The organism is Klebsiella sp. RC2 (assembly GCF_014192815.1).
Taxonomy (GTDB): Bacteria; Pseudomonadota; Gammaproteobacteria; order Enterobacterales; family Enterobacteriaceae; genus Klebsiella; species Klebsiella variicola.
Genome location: NZ_JACHYL010000001.1, coordinates 36,961 through 52,556, shown reverse-complemented (window position 1 = coordinate 52,556; position 15,596 = coordinate 36,961). Strand labels below are relative to the sequence as shown.

Sequence of the window (15,596 nt, the reverse complement as noted above, 5' to 3'; positions counted from 1 at the left end):
CATAACCGTGTGAGTAAGCATCTATGTGGAAAGCGTTACATCAACTGGCGATCCCCGAGCGGCTGTACCGTCTGTGCGGATGCTGGATCCCTTGGCTGGCGGCGTTGAGCGCGCTGTTGCTGGTCATCGGCCTGGGGTGGGGCTTTGGCTTCGCCCCCGCGGACTATCAGCAGGGGGAAAGCTATCGGATCATGTACCTTCACGTCCCGGCGGCGATGTGGTCGATGGGGCTGTACCTGGCGATGGCCGTCGCGGCCTTCGTCGGGGTGGTCTGGCAGATCAAAATGGCCGACCTGGCGATCGCCGCCCTGGCGCCGGTGGGGGCGGTCTGCACCCTGGTGGCACTGGTCAGCGGCGCGGCATGGGGTAAGCCGATGTGGGGAACCTGGTGGATCTGGGACGCCCGCCTGACCTCAGAGCTGGTGCTGCTGTTTCTTTACGCCGGAGTCATCGCCCTGTGGCACGCCTTTGACGACCGGCGGCTGGCCGGGCGCGCGGCCGGGATCCTCGTCCTGGTCGGGGTGGTCAATCTGCCCATCATTCATTACTCGGTCTACTGGTGGAACACCCTGCACCAGGGCTCGACCAACCTGCAGCAAACCATCGACCCAAGCATGCGTCTGCCGCTGCGGATCTGCATCTTTGCCTTCCTCATGCTGTCGGTCACGCTGACCCTGATGCGCCTGCGTAACCTGATCCTGCAGCTGGAGCGCCGTCGACCGTGGGTGGTGGCGCTGGTGAATAAAGGAGCTGCCCGATGAGCCCCGCCTTTTCGTCTTTCGCCGCCTTCCTGAATATGGGCGGCTATGCGGTGTACGTCTGGCTGGCGGTGGCCGTGGCGGTCGCCGCCTTTGGCCTGCTGACGGTGCATACCCTGTGGGCGCGGCGGGCGCTGTTCCATGAGGTACGACGCCAGCAGGCGCGCGAGCGGCGGATCGCTGCCGCCCGCGAACACGACAAGGAGGCCGCGGATGCAAGCGCGTCGTAAAACCCGGCTGTATATCGTGCTGGCGGTGCTCGCCGGCCTCGGGCTGACCGTCAGCCTGACGCTGTACGCCCTGAGCAGCAATATCGATCTGTTCTACACCCCGGGGGAAATTATCTACGGCAAAACGGAAACCCGGGCGCTGCCGCATACCGGGCAGCGGCTGCGGGTGGGGGGCTACGTTCAGCCGGGCTCCCTGCAGCGCGACCCGCAAACCCTCGACGTGCGCTTTAAGCTGTATGACGCCCGCGGGGTCGTGGACGTCAGCTATAAGGGCATTCTGCCGGACCTGTTTCGTGAAGGGCAGGGCGTGGTGGCCCAGGGCGTACTGGACGGCGAGCGGCATATTACCGCCCAGCAGGTGCTGGCCAAACATGATGAAAATTACACGCCGCCGGAGGTGAAAAACGCCATGACGCCGGAGAAAACGGGGGTGCAGCCATGATGCCGGAGCTGGGCAACTTTTTATTGTGTCTGGCGGCGGGACTGGCGCTGATCCTGAGCGTCTATCCCCTGTGGGGCGCGGCGCGGCAGGACCGACGGCTGATGGCCCTGGCCCGGCCGCTGGCCTGCGGGCTGTTCGCCTGTATCGGCGTCGCCTTCCTGCTGCTGGTGCACGCCTTTGTGGTCAATGACTTTACCGTCCGCTACGTGGCGGAAAACTCCAACAGCGCGCTGCCGGTGTGGTATCGGGTGGCGGCGACCTGGGGGGCGCACGAGGGCTCGTTGCTGCTGTGGGTCCTGCTGCTCAGCGTCTGGACCTTCGCCGTCGCCATCTTCAGCCGCCGAATGCCGCTCGACGCCGTCGCCCGGGTGCTGGCGGTGATGGGGATGATCGCCTTTGGGTTCCTGCTGTTTATCCTCTTTACCTCCAACCCGTTCAGCCGCGGCCTGCCGCAGTACCCCATTGATGGCCGCGACCTCAATCCGCTGCTGCAGGATATCGGCATGATTTTCCATCCGCCGATCCTCTATATGGGTTACGTCGGCTTCTCGGTGGCTTTCGCCTTCGCCATCGCCTCGCTGCTGGCGGGGCGGCTGGATACTGCCTGGGCGCGCTGGTCGCGTCCCTGGACCCAGGCGGCATGGATGTTCCTCACCCTCGGCATCGTGCTGGGCTCGGCGTGGGCCTACTACGAACTGGGCTGGGGCGGCTGGTGGTTCTGGGATCCGGTGGAAAACGCCTCGTTTATGCCGTGGCTGGTGGGGACCGCGCTGCTGCACTCCCTGGCGGTGACCGAGAAGCGCGGCAGCTTCCGCGCCTGGACGGTACTGCTGGCCATCGCCGCCTTCTCTCTGTGCCTGCTGGGCACCTTCCTGGTGCGCTCCGGGGTGCTGGTTTCGGTGCATGCCTTCGCCTCGGATCCGTCGCGCGGGCTGTTTATTCTGGTACTGCTGATCGTCGCTATCGGCGGGTCGCTGCTGCTGTACGCCCTGAAGGGCGGCCGGGTGCGGGCGCGGGTGGAACATACGCTGTGGTCGCGCGAGTCGTTCCTGCTTGGCAACAATATCTTGCTGATGGCCGCGATGCTGGTGGTGCTCCTCGGAACGCTGCTGCCGCTGGTGCATAAAGAGCTGGGCCTCGGCAGCATCTCCATTGGCGAGCCGTTCTTCAATACCATGTTCACCGCCCTGATGGCGCCTTTTGCGCTGCTGCTGGGGCTGGGACCGCTGATCCGCTGGCGGCGCGATGACGTCGCCAGGCAGATTAAACGCCTGATTATTGCCCTGGTGGTGACGTTGTCACTTTCTCTGGCGCTGCCGTGGCTGCTGCAGGACCGTATCACCGCCATGGCGGTCATCGGCCTGATGATGGCCCTGTGGGTGCTGATCTTCGCCCTGATGGAGGTTCACGAACGGGCCACCCATCGCCACGGTTTCTGGCGCGGCCTGCGCACCCTGACCCGCAGCCAGTGGGGGATGGTGCTCGGTCACGTCGGCGTGGCGGTGACCGTTATCGGCATCACCTTCAGCCAGAACTACAGCGTGGAGCGCGATGTACGGATGCGCCCCGGCGACAGTATCGATATCCATCACTATCACTTTGTGTTTAACGGCGTGCGCAATATCGTCGGCCCCAACTGGACCGGCGGCGAAGGCATTATTGCCGTGACCCGCAACGGCCGCCCGGAAGCGACGCTGTATGCCGAGAAGCGCTTTTACACCGCCAGCCGGATGATGATGACCGAGGCGGCGATCAGCGGCGGGCTGACCCGCGATCTGTACGCCGCGCTGGGGGAAGAGCTGAGCGACGGCAGCTGGGCGGTGCGTCTGTACTATAAACCGTTCGTTCGCTGGATCTGGTACGGCGGGGTACTGATGGCCCTCGGCGGTCTGTGCTGCATGCTCGACCCGCGCTACCGGATGCGTAAGAAGCTGCAGGAGGCCTCATGAACCGGAAGCTACTGTTTATCCCGCTGGTGCTGTTTCTGGCGCTGGCCGCCGCGCTGTTCTGGCAACTGATGCGCAACGCCGATGGCGATGACCCGACGACCCTCGAGTCGGCGCTGATTGGCAAACCGCTGCCGGAATTTCGCCTTGAAGCGCTGAATACCCCCGGCCAGACGCTGGACCGGCGCACGCTGATTGACGGCAAGCCGCTGCTGCTTAACGTCTGGGCCACCTGGTGTCCAACCTGTCGCGCCGAGCATCAGTTTCTCAACGGCCTGGCGCAGCAGGGCGTGCGGGTGGTGGGGATGAACTACAAAGACGATCGGCAGAAGGCGATGAGCTGGCTGCAGCGCCTGGGGAACCCGTACATGCTGAGCCTGTACGATGGCAACGGCATGCTTGGCCTGGATCTCGGGGTCTATGGCGCGCCGGAGACGTTTCTCATCGACGGTCAGGGCATCATCCGCTGGCGGCACGCCGGCGACCTGAACGAACGGGTGTGGCGCGAGGAGCTCCAGCCGCTGTGGGATCAATACAACCGGAGGGCGGGCTGATGAGATGTGCAATGGTCATCCTGCTGGCGCTGATGCTGACCGGCCAGGCGTGGGCCGCCATCGACACCTGGCAGTTTAAGGATGAGGCCCAGGAGCAGGCCTTCCGCGAGATCACCTCCCAGCTGCGCTGCCCGAAATGCCAGAACAACAGCATCGCCGACTCAAACGCGATGATTGCCGCTGATATGCGGCAGAAGGTGTACGAGCTGATGCAGCAGGGGAAAACGAAAGGGCAGATCGTTGACTATATGGTGGCTCGCTACGGTCATTTTGTCAGCTACGAGCCGCCCCTGACCGCGGGCACGGTGCTGCTGTGGCTGGGGCCGGGGCTGTTCGTGCTGGCGGGCGCGGGGGTGATTATCGCCCGCGCGCGTCGTCGCGACATTCCTGACGCGGCGCTCAGCGCCGAAGAGCGCCAGCGTCTGGCGGCATTATTGAAAGAAGGAAAAGAACGATGAGCCTGTTGGTGGTTATCGTCGCGCTGCTGCTGGCTGGCGCGCTGGGGCTGCTTTATTACCCGTGGCCGGGCAAAGGGGCGGTGGACCGCGATGCCCTCAACCGCGTCCTGTACCAGTCGCGTCTGCAGGAGCTGGCGCAGGAGCGCGGCGAGGACAACCCGGCGCTGGTCGTCGAGCTGCAGCGCACGCTGCTGACGGATATTCCGCCCCAGGCACAGCCTGGCGAACGGCCGCTAAGCCGCTGGGCGCTGCTTCCGGGCGCGCTGCTGCTGGTGGTTCTGAGTCTGGGCCTGTATCTGAAAACCAGCGATATTGGCCAGGTGCTGCTCTGGCAGCAGGCTGAACGGCATTATCCTGCGCTGTTGCAGCAGGTTAAGGACCCGACGGCGGCGCCGCTGCGTATGGATGAGCTGGCGGAGCTGCGGCTCGGGCTGCGCAGCCATCTGCAGGATACCCCGAACGATCTCCCCGGATGGCAGCTGCTTGGGCGGCTGGGCCTGTTGTTGAACGATGGCGAGACGGCGATCGGCGCCTTTGGCCGGGCGCATGATCTGGCGGCGGATGACCCGGCGGCGGCTTTCGATTACGCCAGCGCGCTGGTGCGGGCGGGGGATAGCGGTCAGGTTCGGATGGGCGAGCTGCTGCTGCGTGACCTGCATCAGCGGCAGCCGACCAGCCTGCCGGTGCTGGAGATGCTGGCCCTGAGCGCGGTGCGTAATGAAGATTACCCCGAAGCCGTGGCAGCCCTGCAGGCGTTGCTGGCCCGGCTGCCGGAAGGGGATGCGCGGCGCGAGGCGATCGTCCGCCAGCTGGCGCAAGCGCAGCAGCAGGCGCAGTAACAGCCCGGCGGCGCTGCGCAGGCGCGGGCCTGGGGCATGCCACCAGAAGAGTACGGGCGGCCCTGTTTTTGTAGGCCGGGTCAGGCGCAGCCGCCACCCGGCAAAATAACGGCACAAGAGTGGCACAACCGCGTAGCCCGGATAAGGCGCCACGCGCCGCCATCCGGGATTTTCCGAGCCGGCGCTACGCTTAGCCGCTAGCGCGTGACATCTCCTGGTGTCGATCACGCCTGCTGTGTGCCAGAGCGGACGTCGTAATGTTTGTTCAGCTAACACCCGTTGAGCGTTTCATAATGATATCTCTCTGGGGATCTGTCCCAACCTGGAAGATATGTTCACCCACCTCGGTAAACCCAAGCTTACGGTAAAAAGAGATTGCCCTTGGGTTATGTTCCCAGACACCTAACCAGACAATATCCGATCCCTGTGCCGCAAATTCAGCAAAGCACTTGTGTATCAGCGCTTGTGCAAAACCTTTGCCATGATAAGGTTCATCGATATACAGACACAGGATTTCCCCGGCGTGAATGCTATTTACACAGGGAGGAAATGCTTCCCACCTCAGTTGGGCATATCCTATCAGTTTGCTTTCGTATTCGCAGACTAATGTAATCCAGTCTTCTCTGAGGATTTCTTGCAACTGAATATCTGTTGAATAACTTGCCTGGCAGTGAAGCTCCATATCCTTCTGAGTATTACCCGCTTCAAACGTTTTTCTAAAGGTGCGTTCGGCTAAAATGGCAAGCTCTTCTGCATCAGAGGGACGGGCCCTACGGATTAACATTTATCATTACTCTCAAAAAATAGTCTTACTTTTGCCCGGGTTGACGATAAATATCGGGTCGATTGATTTGCCAGACAAAATCAGGTTGGTTCAATGGGTTATACCCCAGCTTCTGGTAGAGCCAGGGCGCGCTAGAGGTTACCAGCATTATCCGTCGCAGGCGTGACATCACGGGATGGGCGTGACAGCATTCAATCAGCCAACGACCAAGACCACTTTTCTGATACTCGTTCAGCACGTAGACGTCGCACAAATAACCAAAAGTGGCATAGTCGGTGACCAGACGGGCGAAGCCGATTTGTCTTGTTCCATCCAGAAGCGCAAAACAAAGGCTGTTCTGGATTGATATGCTGACCGTTTCAGCATCAATGCCAGGCGCCCAGGACGATTGCGAGAGGTAATCGTGAATGGCTTCCAGCTGAAAAAAGGCGGGATCGGTTGTGACAGTAAACTGGCCTTGGGTAAAACGCAGATGCTGATTATCCACTAAACGACTCCTTGCAAACTTGCTTTGATGAGACAAGCCCTACAGGCATACCGGGCAACCACTCAGGATGCTTTCTCATGTACTGTCATGATAAATACCAGCGGGCTCTCCCCCTGGTTTTCGTAGAAATGAGGAACGTCCGTTCTGGCCGTTGCCGAACAGCCGGTTTTTACCCGATACAAATGGTCCTTTACCCCCAATGTGAGCGTGCCCGACTGAACATAAAACAGTTCAAGCGTTCCTTCCGCGTGGCCCGGTGAAGCAAACTTTTCCCCCGGCTGCATTTCCCACATCCAGAGCTCGGTCATATCAGGCCCACCCGACCCTGCGAGCAGTCTTGCTCTCCCGCCTTTTTCACCTTCCCACAATTCTGGGATCTCATCTTCAGCAATGAGATGCACAGTCGGTTTGGAACTGACATCCACAAAATCAGCCACCGAAACCCCCATCGCGGTAGCCAGGCGGCATAACAGAGCAATGCTGGGATTGGCCCGGCATCCTTCTATCTCAACCAGCGCTCCCTTGCTGACGCCGGCTCGACGGGAGAGTTCATCGAGGGAGATTTTCTTTTGCTTACGATACTGTTTAATTCGCTGAGATACGGCTTCATTCACCGTGTTGACGATAGCATTTGCATCGGTCATTAAATTGACTTTTTTGGTCATCGGTCATTATCATGGAATAAATTAGTCATTAAAGGATTATCACGTGTTAACCGTCTCTCCGTCAATTGCCCCTGAAATTTATCGTATTGCCCCAGGTTTTCGGGCACTCAGTATCTGCGTAAAAGCTGCGCCAGTGCTTCATCCCGACGCTGGAGAAATCGCGCTGCGGGAAGCCTGTGAAGCCGTTCTGGCCGGCGAACCGGAATGGGCGGGATCTCATCTGGCAGCCTGGGCCGACGTTTTTCAAAAGTTTGGTGCTAAACCTAAACGCACCCCTTGCTCAGCTGATGCGTTACGTAAGCGCGTATTACGTGACGGAACGATGCCCGCGCTCGATCCCATCGTTGATCTTTATAACGCCGTGAGTCTCCGCTACGCCGTACCGGTTGGTGGGGAGAATATCTCTGCCTATCAGGGTTCACCACGTCTGGCTGTGGCAAACGGAACAGAGCCTTTTGATACCGTCAAAGAGGGTGAAACGGCCGTTGAATATCCTTCACAAGGAGAGGTTATCTGGTGTGATGACACCGGCGTGACCTGCCGCCGCTGGAACTGGCGACAGGGGATCAGAACCCGTCTGGGCGTGGACGCTCAGCAAATGTGGTTCATTCTGGAAAGCCTGCCGCAGATGCCGCTGGAGAAACTGCACGAAGCCGGGAAGATGCTGACCGACGGCCTGGAAAAAATGATGCCCGGCCTGTGGTTTGACGTTGCTCTCATCGAAGAACAACAGCAGTAATATCCTTCAGGAGAAACAGGTATGTTTAGCGGTTATCGGCGTTTACATTAACCCCAATAACCGCCAGCGGCGTGGATGAAAAGGGGTTCAGCCATATGCTTTCCCGCCGTACAGATGCTCGGGTTGATTCTATGGGCATCCTGGGGTCAACCGCACGCTACGCCTATCTGACCCGGGAGCAGCGCAAGCGCGTAGCTACTCTGGCAAAACAGCATGCCGGGGACATCCCGGTTATGGTCTGTGTGGGATCGGTCCGTATCGACGCCATTCTGCATCTGGCTGATGATGCCCAGGCAGCTGGCGCGAATGTCCTGTTACTCCCGGCGGTCAGCTACCAGTCACTCCGTGACGAAGAAGTCTTCTCACGCTTCGAGGCCGTTACCAGGCACCTGTCTGTACCAGTGTGTATCTCTGAAAATCCGGGCACGACGCATTTTACCTTTATGGACGAACTCCATGGTCGTCTCTCATCACTTAAGGGTGTTAGCTCGGTCATGTTCCCTGACGAGCTGACAGCTGGCAAAAGGAATCATTGATACACTCGCTCAGCTCCCACTAGTCCTGATAGCGAAACGACCCCGGGAATGGATGTGGTACGAAGCGCCTGGTAAGGAGGTCAAAGGGATTGCCGCTGAAGACGCGGTATTCACTGATCATTTCATCTGGTAGCCTGTCACTCGCGCCGTTGGTAACGTGAAGATTCATGGTTAATTTTGGAATTCGGACGATTTATGCAAGCTATCAGACTATTCACCCTGATTCTGCCATTGTTCCTGGCACTCTGCGCCGGTATACCGGCCAGCGCCAGCACACCTTCAGGCAGCATTTCCTCTGCAAATGCAGCAATTACCACTCATGATAAGAACGGAAACCTCCTGCCGAATGCTCTGCGGATTCAGTATGATGTTGATTCAGATGGCAGAGTTCAGAATGTAAAGATACTGGAATCGACAACGACTCCGGAGTTTGAACATAAAATCATCGAGAAAATGATGAGTAAATGGCGCTTTGAAAAGGGGAAACCGGGAATAGCTAAAAGAGTAGTCGTCATGATCCAACCCAAATCAGACGGCGGTCCCGCGAATAAGCAGTAAGCACTTTTGAGGATTAGTCGCCTGACGCATCATCTACGCCGGTAAAGTCCCTTGGGTGCCATGAGCAGACCTTTTAAAGGCTCATAGAAAAAACAAGCGGAGTGTTCGCCTGTTAATTTTACATCCTGGCTTTAATTATGGATTATGGAATTCTATATGTTCTGAAAAGGATTTATCCATGAGTGTCCTCTTTCCACCCAGGCTGGCTCCAGGAGATGTTATTGGTGTAACCGCTCCCTCTTCTGGCGTACCTGAACATCTGCATCCCAGACTGGAACTCGCCATAAAAAACCTAAAGAAAAGAGGTTACCAGGTCCGCGAAGGACGCTGCTTACGCTCGCAGCACAAAAATAAAAGCGCCACTAAATTTTCTCGCGTTGAAGAATTAATGTCTTATCTTACTGACCCAGATATAAAAGCTGTTATGCCACCTTGGGGCGGTGATCTGGCGATGGAATTACTTGATTTGATTGATTTTGATCTGTTGTCCCGGTCTAAACCAAAATGGTTTGTGGGCTTTTCAGATCTTAGTACACTTCATTTCCCACTGACGACGATATCGGGCTGGGCTACTTTACATGGGCCGAACCTCATGGATCTTGGCGCTCAAAAGTTAGATGCCACCACTCAGGCCGTATGGGAAATTCTGGAATCGAATCGGGGAACTGTAATCAAACAGTACTCTTCAACAGCATTTCAAGCTGATGAAAATCAATGGGGAACAGCGTCAGACGGAGGTTTCAATCTGACCCAAAAAACACAGTGGAAACGCCTTGATGGTGTTACATCTTCTCTGACATTTAGCGGGAAACTGATCGGCGGCTGCCTCGAAATAATATCCAGGTTAGCAGGTACACCATTCGGGAATGTGCCCTTCTTCAAGGCGAGCAATAGCCCTCAAGGAATAATCCTCTATTTTGAAAATGTGGAAATGGCTCCCTGTGAATTAACACGCGCATTATTTAGCTTACGATTACAGGGTTGGTTTGATAACTTAAATGGTGTTCTTATCGGCAGAAGTGCTGCACCCGACGTAAGCGACCCGACTAAACATAATTATCTGGATGCCCTTAAAGCCGCTTTTGAGAATATTGCCGTGCCCGTACTCTATGATGTTGATATTGGTCACATGCCTCCTCAAATATCCCTGGTAAATGGAGCCGATGCGACGGTATTTTTCGCTGAAAATGGTAGCTGGGTAACTCAGCAGTTGTAGATAAGGCAGTATTAATCACAAAGGCGGGCCTTGCTGTTCTTTTGCACTGAAGATCCGCTCTTCGTTCAGAGCGGACCTCACGGCGCTTCAGAGGGGCCGCGCTTTGTCAGAAATAGCCGTTTAACATGGCGATCGTTTACGTCGTGCATTAAGCAATGCCTGAGTGCCGGGAGCGGACATTGTATGAACGTTAGTGATTTAGCAGACTCACCCCTTTTATCTAATTTCTTGCATATCTCCCTGGCAGTACCTGAAGGAGACGACAAGGGGGGAACGATTGTCCTTAAGGGATATATTCAGTATGCCGGGAGTTCTCTAAATGTGAATGGTTCGGTTAAGCGGGATCCTTACAGTACCGTTAAGGGGGCAGTTTGGATATCAAAAAATATTGTACGTTAAGGCTGTATTTTTGACCTTTCGACTTTAGCTGGTCTCAGCCGACGAAACCACTGCGGGGTTAATGAAACTGCCGTCGTAGTTGCTTATTTCATGCTTGTCAGAAACGACAGCATCCGTAATCAGACCTGCTGTTATCCAAATTAATGTCAGGATAAATTTATCTTCCGGCAAGTTGTATAAGTTGCATTTGCAACATGTGCGTAACCAGGCATGTTGCAAATGCAGCAGATAAGTTCCTTTCCTTTTTATAATCATCTGATTTTAAAGAAATTATTCCGCCTCCTGTTTTGGCATGCATTCTGCAAACACCTTTATAACCAAATGCTGTCTTTTTATTTTTTAAAATCAAAAAACGTTATATAGAAAGATGGTAATTCGCGGCTACAGCAACTCGCCTGCAACGTGTTGTAAGGCGGACAGATAAATTCATCAATGACGGGAGTGCCCTATGTCCATTTCAGAGCCAGGTAATCATCCGCTGCAGTTCGCCTATTGGGTGCCGAACGTGTCGGGCGGGTTAGTGATCAGTAATATCCCGCAGCGTACCAGTTGGGATATCGACTACAACCGTAAGCTGGCGCAAATTGCTGAACGTGCCGGTTTTGACTATGCGCTTACGCAGATCCGTTTTACGGCCGGCTATGGTGCCGACAACCAACATGAGTCGGTCTCTTTTTCGCAGGCGCTACTCGCATCAACTGACAATCTGAAAGTGATCGCCGCCTTGCTTCCCGGCCCCTGGAACCCCACTCTGGCGGCAAAACAAATCGCCACTATCAGTCATCTGTACGGCCCGCGCATCGCGGTCAATATCGTCAGCGGCTGGTTCCGTGGTGAGTTTAAAGCTATCGGCGAACCCTGGCTGGACCATGAAGAGCGTTACCTGCGTTCAGAAGAGTTTATCCGTTGCCTGCAGGGCATCTGGCGCGAAGACAGCTTTACCTTTGCCGGCGATTTCTATCGCTTTCGTGATTATTCCCTCAAGCCCAAGCCGCTGGCGCCGCTGCCGGAAATTTTCCAGGGTGGTAGTTCGCGTGCCGCGCGGGACATGGCCGCGCGCGTTTCCGACTGGTATTTCACCAACGGCAACACGCCTGAAGGCATCAAAGCACAGGTGGATGACATCCGGCGTAAGGCGGCACAAAACCAGCATCAGGTGAAGATCGGGGTTAACGGCTTCGTTATTGCGCGTGAAAGCGAAAAAGAGGCGCAGGCGATGCTGCGGGAAATTATTGATAACGCCAATCCGGACGCGGTGAAAGGGTTCCAGCACGAAGTGAAAAACGCCGGCAGCGCATCGCCGGAGGGCGAGGGCAACTGGGCCAAATCCAGCTTTGAAGATTTGGTGCAATACAACGACGGCTTTAAAACCAACCTGATTGGCACGCCGCAGCAGATTGCAGAGCGCATCATTGCGCTCAAACAGTCAGGCGTCAATCTGCTGCTGCTGGCATTCCTGCATTTCCAGGAGGAAGTCGAGTTCTTCGGAAGGGAAGTGATCCCTCGGGTGCGTGAGCTGGAAAAGCAATCTCAGCCTGCCATAGCCCACGTCGTGCCAGAAGCCCTCAAGTATTGATGCTTCGTTTCCCCGGGATGCTTACACTTACACTCAAACCAAAAAAAAGCCCCTGCGCGAAAGCAGGGGCAAGCCATGTCAGAGCTTATTTTTTTATTAGTTAAATACCATCCCGCCGTCGATCAGCAATGACTGACCGGTCATGTAATCAGAATCCGGGCTGGCAAGATAGGAGACGCAGGCGGCGACATCTTCCGGCTCGGACAGACGACCGAGAGTGATGCGTTTGGCGAACTCGGCGGTACCGTAGCCCAGCGGTTTACCGGCGGCTTCGGACACCTGGCGGTCAATTTCGGCCCACATTGGCGTTTTGACAATCCCCGGGCAGTAGCCGTTGACCGTGATGCCCAGCGGCGCGAGGTCGCGAGCGGCGGTCTGGGTTAAGCCGCGTACCGCGAATTTACTGGAGCTATACACCGCCAGTTCCGGGTTGCCGACGTGGCCGGCCTGGGAACAGGCGTTGATGATTTTCCCGCCGTGACCCTCTTTCTTAAAGGCCTCGACCGCCGCCTGAATACCCCAGATCACCCCTTTGACGTTGATGTTGTAGACTTTGTCGACAATCTCCGGGGTGATGGACTCGATCGGCGTGGACGGCGCCACGCCGGCGTTATTGACGATGACGTCGAAGCCGCCCAGCGTTTTGCGCGCCTGTTCAACGGCGGCAAATACCTGGTCGCGGTCAGAAACATCCACTTTCACCGCCACGGCGTGTCCGCCGGCCTGGTTGATTTCCGAGGCGACCGCTTTGGCGGTGGCATCGTTATAATCGGCAATGGCCACGGCAAATCCATCCTTCACCAGACGAAGGGCGATAGCTTTACCAATCCCCTGGCCGGCGCCGGTAACAAGTGCGACTTTTTTCATTTTCCTTTCCTTATTGTGATGACTTACAGAATCTGACTCAGATGCAGCTGACCCATCAGCAGCGGGTTATCGCGATAATCCACCGGGATGGCCACCACCGCCGGGCCGTCGACGTCCATCGCCGCGCGCAGCATCGGTTCCAGCGCCTCGGCGCTTTCCACGGCGAACCCTTTGGCGCCGAAGGATTCGGCATAGGCTTTAAAATCCATCGGCCCGAACTCGACGCCGGACAGGCGCTGATATTTTTTCTCTTCCTGAATAGCCACCATGTTGTAGCCGTTATCGACCCAGATGAGATGCAGCACGTTGGCTTTCAGGCGGACGGCGGTCTCCAGCTCCATGCTCGACTGCAGGAAGCCGCCGTCGCCGGAGACGGAGACCACTTTGCGCTCAGGATTGACCAGCCAGGCGCCGATGGCCCAGGGCAGGGCGACGCCCATGGTCTGCTGGCCGTTGGAGATCATCACCTGGCGGGCGCGGAAGCTGTACAGGTAGCGGGCGATCCAGATATGGAAGCTGCCCATGTCCACGGTCAGCGTGACGTCGCTGTTGACGATATCCTGCATGGCGCGAACGATGCGCAGCGGATGCAGGGCAAACTGATTCAGCTGCGCGCCGCGGCGGTCCAGCAGCTCGCGCTGGTGCTGGCGGTCGCGGAGGATCTCCGCCGCCTGCGGGGAGAGCACCAGCCGGTGATCGATATTTTGCGCCAGCTTGTTGAGGGTGCCGGCGATATCGCCCACCAGCTCGACATCCGGGGTGTAGTTGCGCTCTTCATAAGCGGGCAGCACGTCGATATGCACCAGCGTCGCGTTGCCGCTGTTCCACATCGCCGGTTCATATTCCACCGGGCTGTAGCCGATGCAGATCACCAGGTCGGCGAGCTGCAGCAGACGGTCCCCGGCCTGGTTGTTAAACAGCCCGACCCGACCGGCGAAGCGAGAGAAGTTATCCTGATTCACCGCCCCGGCGGCCTGATAGGTGCTGGTGACCGGAATATGGCTGGCCTCCAGCAAACGGCGCAGCGCCGCGCTGTTTTCCGGCTGGCTGGCCATCAGGCCGAGCAGGAAGATCGGGTTCTTCGCCTGAGCGATAAGCTTCGCCACCTGGTCGATGGCGTCATCCGGCGCGGCGCCCATCTGCGGAGCCCGGCTGGCCGGCAGTACTTTACCGCTGACCGGGCCATCGACCACATCCTGCGGCAGGCTGACGAACGCGCTGCCCGGGCGGCCCTGCTCGGCGGCACGGAAGGCGTTGGAGACCACTTCCGCCAGCGCATCCGGCGCCGTCACCTCGACGGCGTATTTGGTGACCGGGCTGAACATCGCCACCGTATCCATACTCTGATGGACCTGCTTCGCCTTATCGGCGCGTTTCACCGCGCCGCCCAGGGCCACCACCGGGTCGCCTTCGCTGTTCGCGGTGGCCATGCCGGTGATCAGGTTGGAACAACCCGGACCGGAGGTGACCAGCGCCACGCCCGCTTTGCCGGTAATGCGTCCGACCGCGGCGGCCATAAACGCGGCGTTGGCTTCGTGGCGTACCGGAATAATGCGAATCGAGGAATCCAGCAGTGAGTCGAACACCTTGTCGATTTTGGCGCCGGGGATACCGAAGATCTGACGTACGCCTTGCGCTTCCAGCTGGCTGACGACGAGATCGGCGCCGTGCGCCCACTGGCGTACCGGATACTGTTTGTCCATGTGAACCCCTTAACTTTCTACGGAACGGATGGCGGCATCGAGATTATCGGGATGCAGATTGGCCTGCAGGAACGCGCTGTCGGCGGGCAGGTCGATCATCAGCTTGTGAATTTCGCCGAAGGTCAGCACCCCGTGATCGAGCTGGTAATCCAGCAGGTGACCGCCGCCTTTGCGGTCATCGGTAATAAAGTGCTCGTGATACCCGGCGACATTGATCCCCTGCATATGCTGCGGGGTACGGAAGCCGACCAGCACCCCTTCGCGCTGGTTAAAGCGGAACACCGGCTGATCGTCGAGGACGTCGGTCATCGCCCGGTACGGCGGCGTCTGGCGCGGCACGGTGCGGGTATGGGCATGGCGGAAATGGCCGTCGATGCGCAGGGCGCAGAACAGGTTGTCAGAGGGAATTTGCTGGTCAATAACGTCGTGCAGTTGCTGGCGGCTCACCGGATGGTCAAAGGTTTTCCGGTACTGCGGCTGGAACCAGGTCATCACCGCGAACGGCGTTTTCTGCTCCGGCTGGGCTTTGCGCGCGCTGCCGTCGGCGCGCAGCTGATAGACCTGACTGCTGAAGGCGATCAGCTCCCCGTCCAGCTCATTAAAGGTGCCGAGGCCGAAATCGCCGTGTTTCAGCAGGTCCGCGATGGTGGTGCTGCCTTCGTAAACCCCGCTCAGCAGGGCGCTCATTAGCGATGTCTGATAGAGCACGCTCTCGGGATGCTGCGCGGAAAACGCCCGTAGGGTTTCGCACAGACTCTCTTCGCAGGTGCATTCAGCAGAGTGATTCATATACCACTTCCTCGTTCAACAAATATAAGAAAGGTTAAATAAATGTTGAC

At 57.6% G+C, this 15,596-nt stretch carries 17 protein-coding genes and 1 pseudogene; 12 read left to right on the top strand and 6 right to left on the bottom strand.

Annotated elements, in window-relative coordinates:
- The first annotated feature begins 23 nt into the window (after nucleotides 1–23).
- From FHW76_RS00260 to ccmI, 7 genes are read left to right on the top strand one after another with little or no spacing between them, the layout of a single operon-like run.
- Entirely contained in the window at nucleotides 24–761 is a 738-nt protein-coding gene (locus FHW76_RS00260; RefSeq protein ID WP_008804529.1) for a heme ABC transporter permease, read from the top strand.
- Nucleotides 758–988 carry a heme exporter protein CcmD gene (gene ccmD / locus FHW76_RS00255; protein ID WP_002908220.1) on the top strand — a complete coding sequence of 77 codons (231 nt, stop codon included), beginning with the start codon at nucleotides 758–760 and terminating at the stop codon, nucleotides 986–988. The genes FHW76_RS00260 and ccmD overlap by 4 nt, the downstream gene beginning before the upstream one ends.
- Complete coding sequence (gene ccmE / locus FHW76_RS00250) at nucleotides 972–1,430, top strand: cytochrome c maturation protein CcmE (protein ID WP_117130671.1); 459 nt, start codon at nucleotides 972–974, stop codon at nucleotides 1,428–1,430. The genes ccmD and ccmE overlap by 17 nt, the downstream gene beginning before the upstream one ends.
- A complete protein-coding gene (locus FHW76_RS00245; protein WP_183476115.1) occupies nucleotides 1,427–3,379 on the top strand; it encodes a heme lyase CcmF/NrfE family subunit in 1,953 nt (650 codons plus the stop codon). Before ccmE ends, FHW76_RS00245 begins: the two co-directional genes overlap by 4 nt.
- The gene (locus FHW76_RS00240) at nucleotides 3,376–3,930 is read left to right on the top strand and encodes a DsbE family thiol:disulfide interchange protein (RefSeq protein WP_008804532.1); all 555 of its coding nucleotides are present in this window, start codon (nucleotides 3,376–3,378) and stop codon (nucleotides 3,928–3,930) included. The genes FHW76_RS00245 and FHW76_RS00240 overlap by 4 nt, the downstream gene beginning before the upstream one ends.
- An 11-nt stretch (nucleotides 3,931–3,941) precedes the next feature.
- Nucleotides 3,942–4,388, top strand: coding sequence for a cytochrome c-type biogenesis protein (locus tag FHW76_RS00235; RefSeq protein WP_014599186.1), 447 nt, complete (start codon nucleotides 3,942–3,944; stop codon nucleotides 4,386–4,388).
- The gene (gene ccmI / locus FHW76_RS00230; RefSeq protein ID WP_183476113.1) at nucleotides 4,385–5,227 is read left to right on the top strand and encodes a c-type cytochrome biogenesis protein CcmI; all 843 of its coding nucleotides are present in this window, start codon (nucleotides 4,385–4,387) and stop codon (nucleotides 5,225–5,227) included. Before FHW76_RS00235 ends, ccmI begins: the two co-directional genes overlap by 4 nt.
- Before the next feature lie 265 nt (nucleotides 5,228–5,492).
- Here ccmI and FHW76_RS00225 read toward each other — a convergent pair whose 3' ends face one another.
- From FHW76_RS00225 to FHW76_RS00215, 3 genes are all read right to left on the bottom strand, one after another.
- Entirely contained in the window at nucleotides 5,493–6,011 is a 519-nt protein-coding gene (locus tag FHW76_RS00225; RefSeq protein ID WP_016161252.1) for a GNAT family N-acetyltransferase, read from the bottom strand.
- 25 nt (nucleotides 6,012–6,036) lie between these two features.
- Entirely contained in the window at nucleotides 6,037–6,498 is a 462-nt protein-coding gene (locus FHW76_RS00220) for a GNAT family N-acetyltransferase (RefSeq protein WP_183476098.1), read from the bottom strand.
- Between the two features lie 62 nt (nucleotides 6,499–6,560).
- Complete coding sequence (locus FHW76_RS00215; RefSeq protein ID WP_012967970.1) at nucleotides 6,561–7,163, bottom strand: XRE family transcriptional regulator; 603 nt, start codon at nucleotides 7,161–7,163, stop codon at nucleotides 6,561–6,563.
- Nucleotides 7,164–7,206: 43 nt separating this feature from the next.
- On the opposite strand from FHW76_RS00215, the gene FHW76_RS00210 reads away from it, so the two are divergent.
- From FHW76_RS00210 to sfnG, 5 genes and pseudogenes are all read left to right on the top strand, one after another.
- Nucleotides 7,207–7,902: a B3/4 domain-containing protein gene (locus tag FHW76_RS00210; protein ID WP_012967971.1), complete on the top strand. Its 696-nt coding sequence runs from the start codon at nucleotides 7,207–7,209 to the stop codon at nucleotides 7,900–7,902.
- 32 nt (nucleotides 7,903–7,934) lie between these two features.
- Nucleotides 7,935–8,405: pseudogene (locus FHW76_RS00205) on the top strand (dihydrodipicolinate synthase family protein); the annotation flags it as partial.
- Nucleotides 8,406–8,633: 228 nt separating this feature from the next.
- On the top strand, nucleotides 8,634–8,996 hold the full coding sequence (locus FHW76_RS00200) for a TonB family protein (RefSeq protein WP_016161249.1): 363 nt from the start codon (nucleotides 8,634–8,636) through the stop codon (nucleotides 8,994–8,996).
- Nucleotides 8,997–9,174: 178 nt separating this feature from the next.
- Entirely contained in the window at nucleotides 9,175–10,212 is a 1,038-nt protein-coding gene (locus FHW76_RS00195; protein WP_048964313.1) for a S66 peptidase family protein, read from the top strand.
- An 847-nt stretch (nucleotides 10,213–11,059) separates the two neighbouring features.
- A complete protein-coding gene (gene sfnG / locus FHW76_RS00190) occupies nucleotides 11,060–12,187 on the top strand; it encodes a dimethylsulfone monooxygenase SfnG (RefSeq protein ID WP_039103746.1) in 1,128 nt (375 codons plus the stop codon).
- Nucleotides 12,188–12,283: 96 nt separating this feature from the next.
- On the opposite strand, the gene FHW76_RS00185 is transcribed toward sfnG, so the two are convergent.
- Genes FHW76_RS00185 through budA form a run of 3 tightly spaced genes read right to left on the bottom strand, consistent with a single transcriptional unit; the run spans nucleotide 12,284 to nucleotide 15,546 of the window.
- On the bottom strand, nucleotides 12,284–13,054 hold the full coding sequence (locus FHW76_RS00185) for a (S)-acetoin forming diacetyl reductase (protein ID WP_008804546.1): 771 nt from the start codon (nucleotides 13,052–13,054) through the stop codon (nucleotides 12,284–12,286).
- A 23-nt stretch (nucleotides 13,055–13,077) separates the two neighbouring features.
- Complete coding sequence (gene alsS, locus FHW76_RS00180) at nucleotides 13,078–14,757, bottom strand: acetolactate synthase AlsS (protein WP_183476095.1); 1,680 nt, start codon at nucleotides 14,755–14,757, stop codon at nucleotides 13,078–13,080.
- A gap of 9 nt (nucleotides 14,758–14,766) precedes the next feature.
- Entirely contained in the window at nucleotides 14,767–15,546 is a 780-nt protein-coding gene (gene budA, locus FHW76_RS00175) for an acetolactate decarboxylase (RefSeq protein ID WP_008804548.1), read from the bottom strand.
- Nucleotides 15,547–15,596: the final 50 nt, after the last annotated feature.

Bases quoted from the DNA above. Each gene is read 5' to 3' on its own strand.
- FHW76_RS00260 (WP_008804529.1), top strand. From the start codon at position 24: ATGTGGAAAGCGTTACATCAACTGGCGATCCCCGAGCGGCTGTACCGT.
- ccmD (WP_002908220.1), top strand. From the start codon at position 758: ATGAGCCCCGCCTTTTCGTCTTTCGCCGCCTTCCTGAATATGGGCGGC.
- ccmE (WP_117130671.1), top strand. From the start codon at position 972: ATGCAAGCGCGTCGTAAAACCCGGCTGTATATCGTGCTGGCGGTGCTC.
- FHW76_RS00245 (WP_183476115.1), top strand. From the start codon at position 1,427: ATGATGCCGGAGCTGGGCAACTTTTTATTGTGTCTGGCGGCGGGACTG.
- FHW76_RS00240 (WP_008804532.1), top strand. From the start codon at position 3,376: ATGAACCGGAAGCTACTGTTTATCCCGCTGGTGCTGTTTCTGGCGCTG.
- FHW76_RS00235 (WP_014599186.1), top strand. From the start codon at position 3,942: ATGGTCATCCTGCTGGCGCTGATGCTGACCGGCCAGGCGTGGGCCGCC.
- ccmI (WP_183476113.1), top strand. From the start codon at position 4,385: ATGAGCCTGTTGGTGGTTATCGTCGCGCTGCTGCTGGCTGGCGCGCTG.
- FHW76_RS00225 (WP_016161252.1), bottom strand. From the start codon at position 6,011: ATGTTAATCCGTAGGGCCCGTCCCTCTGATGCAGAAGAGCTTGCCATT.
- FHW76_RS00215 (WP_012967970.1), bottom strand. From the start codon at position 7,163: ATGACCAAAAAAGTCAATTTAATGACCGATGCAAATGCTATCGTCAAC.
- FHW76_RS00200 (WP_016161249.1), top strand. From the start codon at position 8,634: ATGCAAGCTATCAGACTATTCACCCTGATTCTGCCATTGTTCCTGGCA.
- FHW76_RS00195 (WP_048964313.1), top strand. From the start codon at position 9,175: ATGAGTGTCCTCTTTCCACCCAGGCTGGCTCCAGGAGATGTTATTGGT.
- sfnG (WP_039103746.1), top strand. From the start codon at position 11,060: ATGTCCATTTCAGAGCCAGGTAATCATCCGCTGCAGTTCGCCTATTGG.
- FHW76_RS00185 (WP_008804546.1), bottom strand. From the start codon at position 13,054: ATGAAAAAAGTCGCACTTGTTACCGGCGCCGGCCAGGGGATTGGTAAA.
- alsS (WP_183476095.1), bottom strand. From the start codon at position 14,757: ATGGACAAACAGTATCCGGTACGCCAGTGGGCGCACGGCGCCGATCTC.
- budA (WP_008804548.1), bottom strand. From the start codon at position 15,546: ATGAATCACTCTGCTGAATGCACCTGCGAAGAGAGTCTGTGCGAAACC.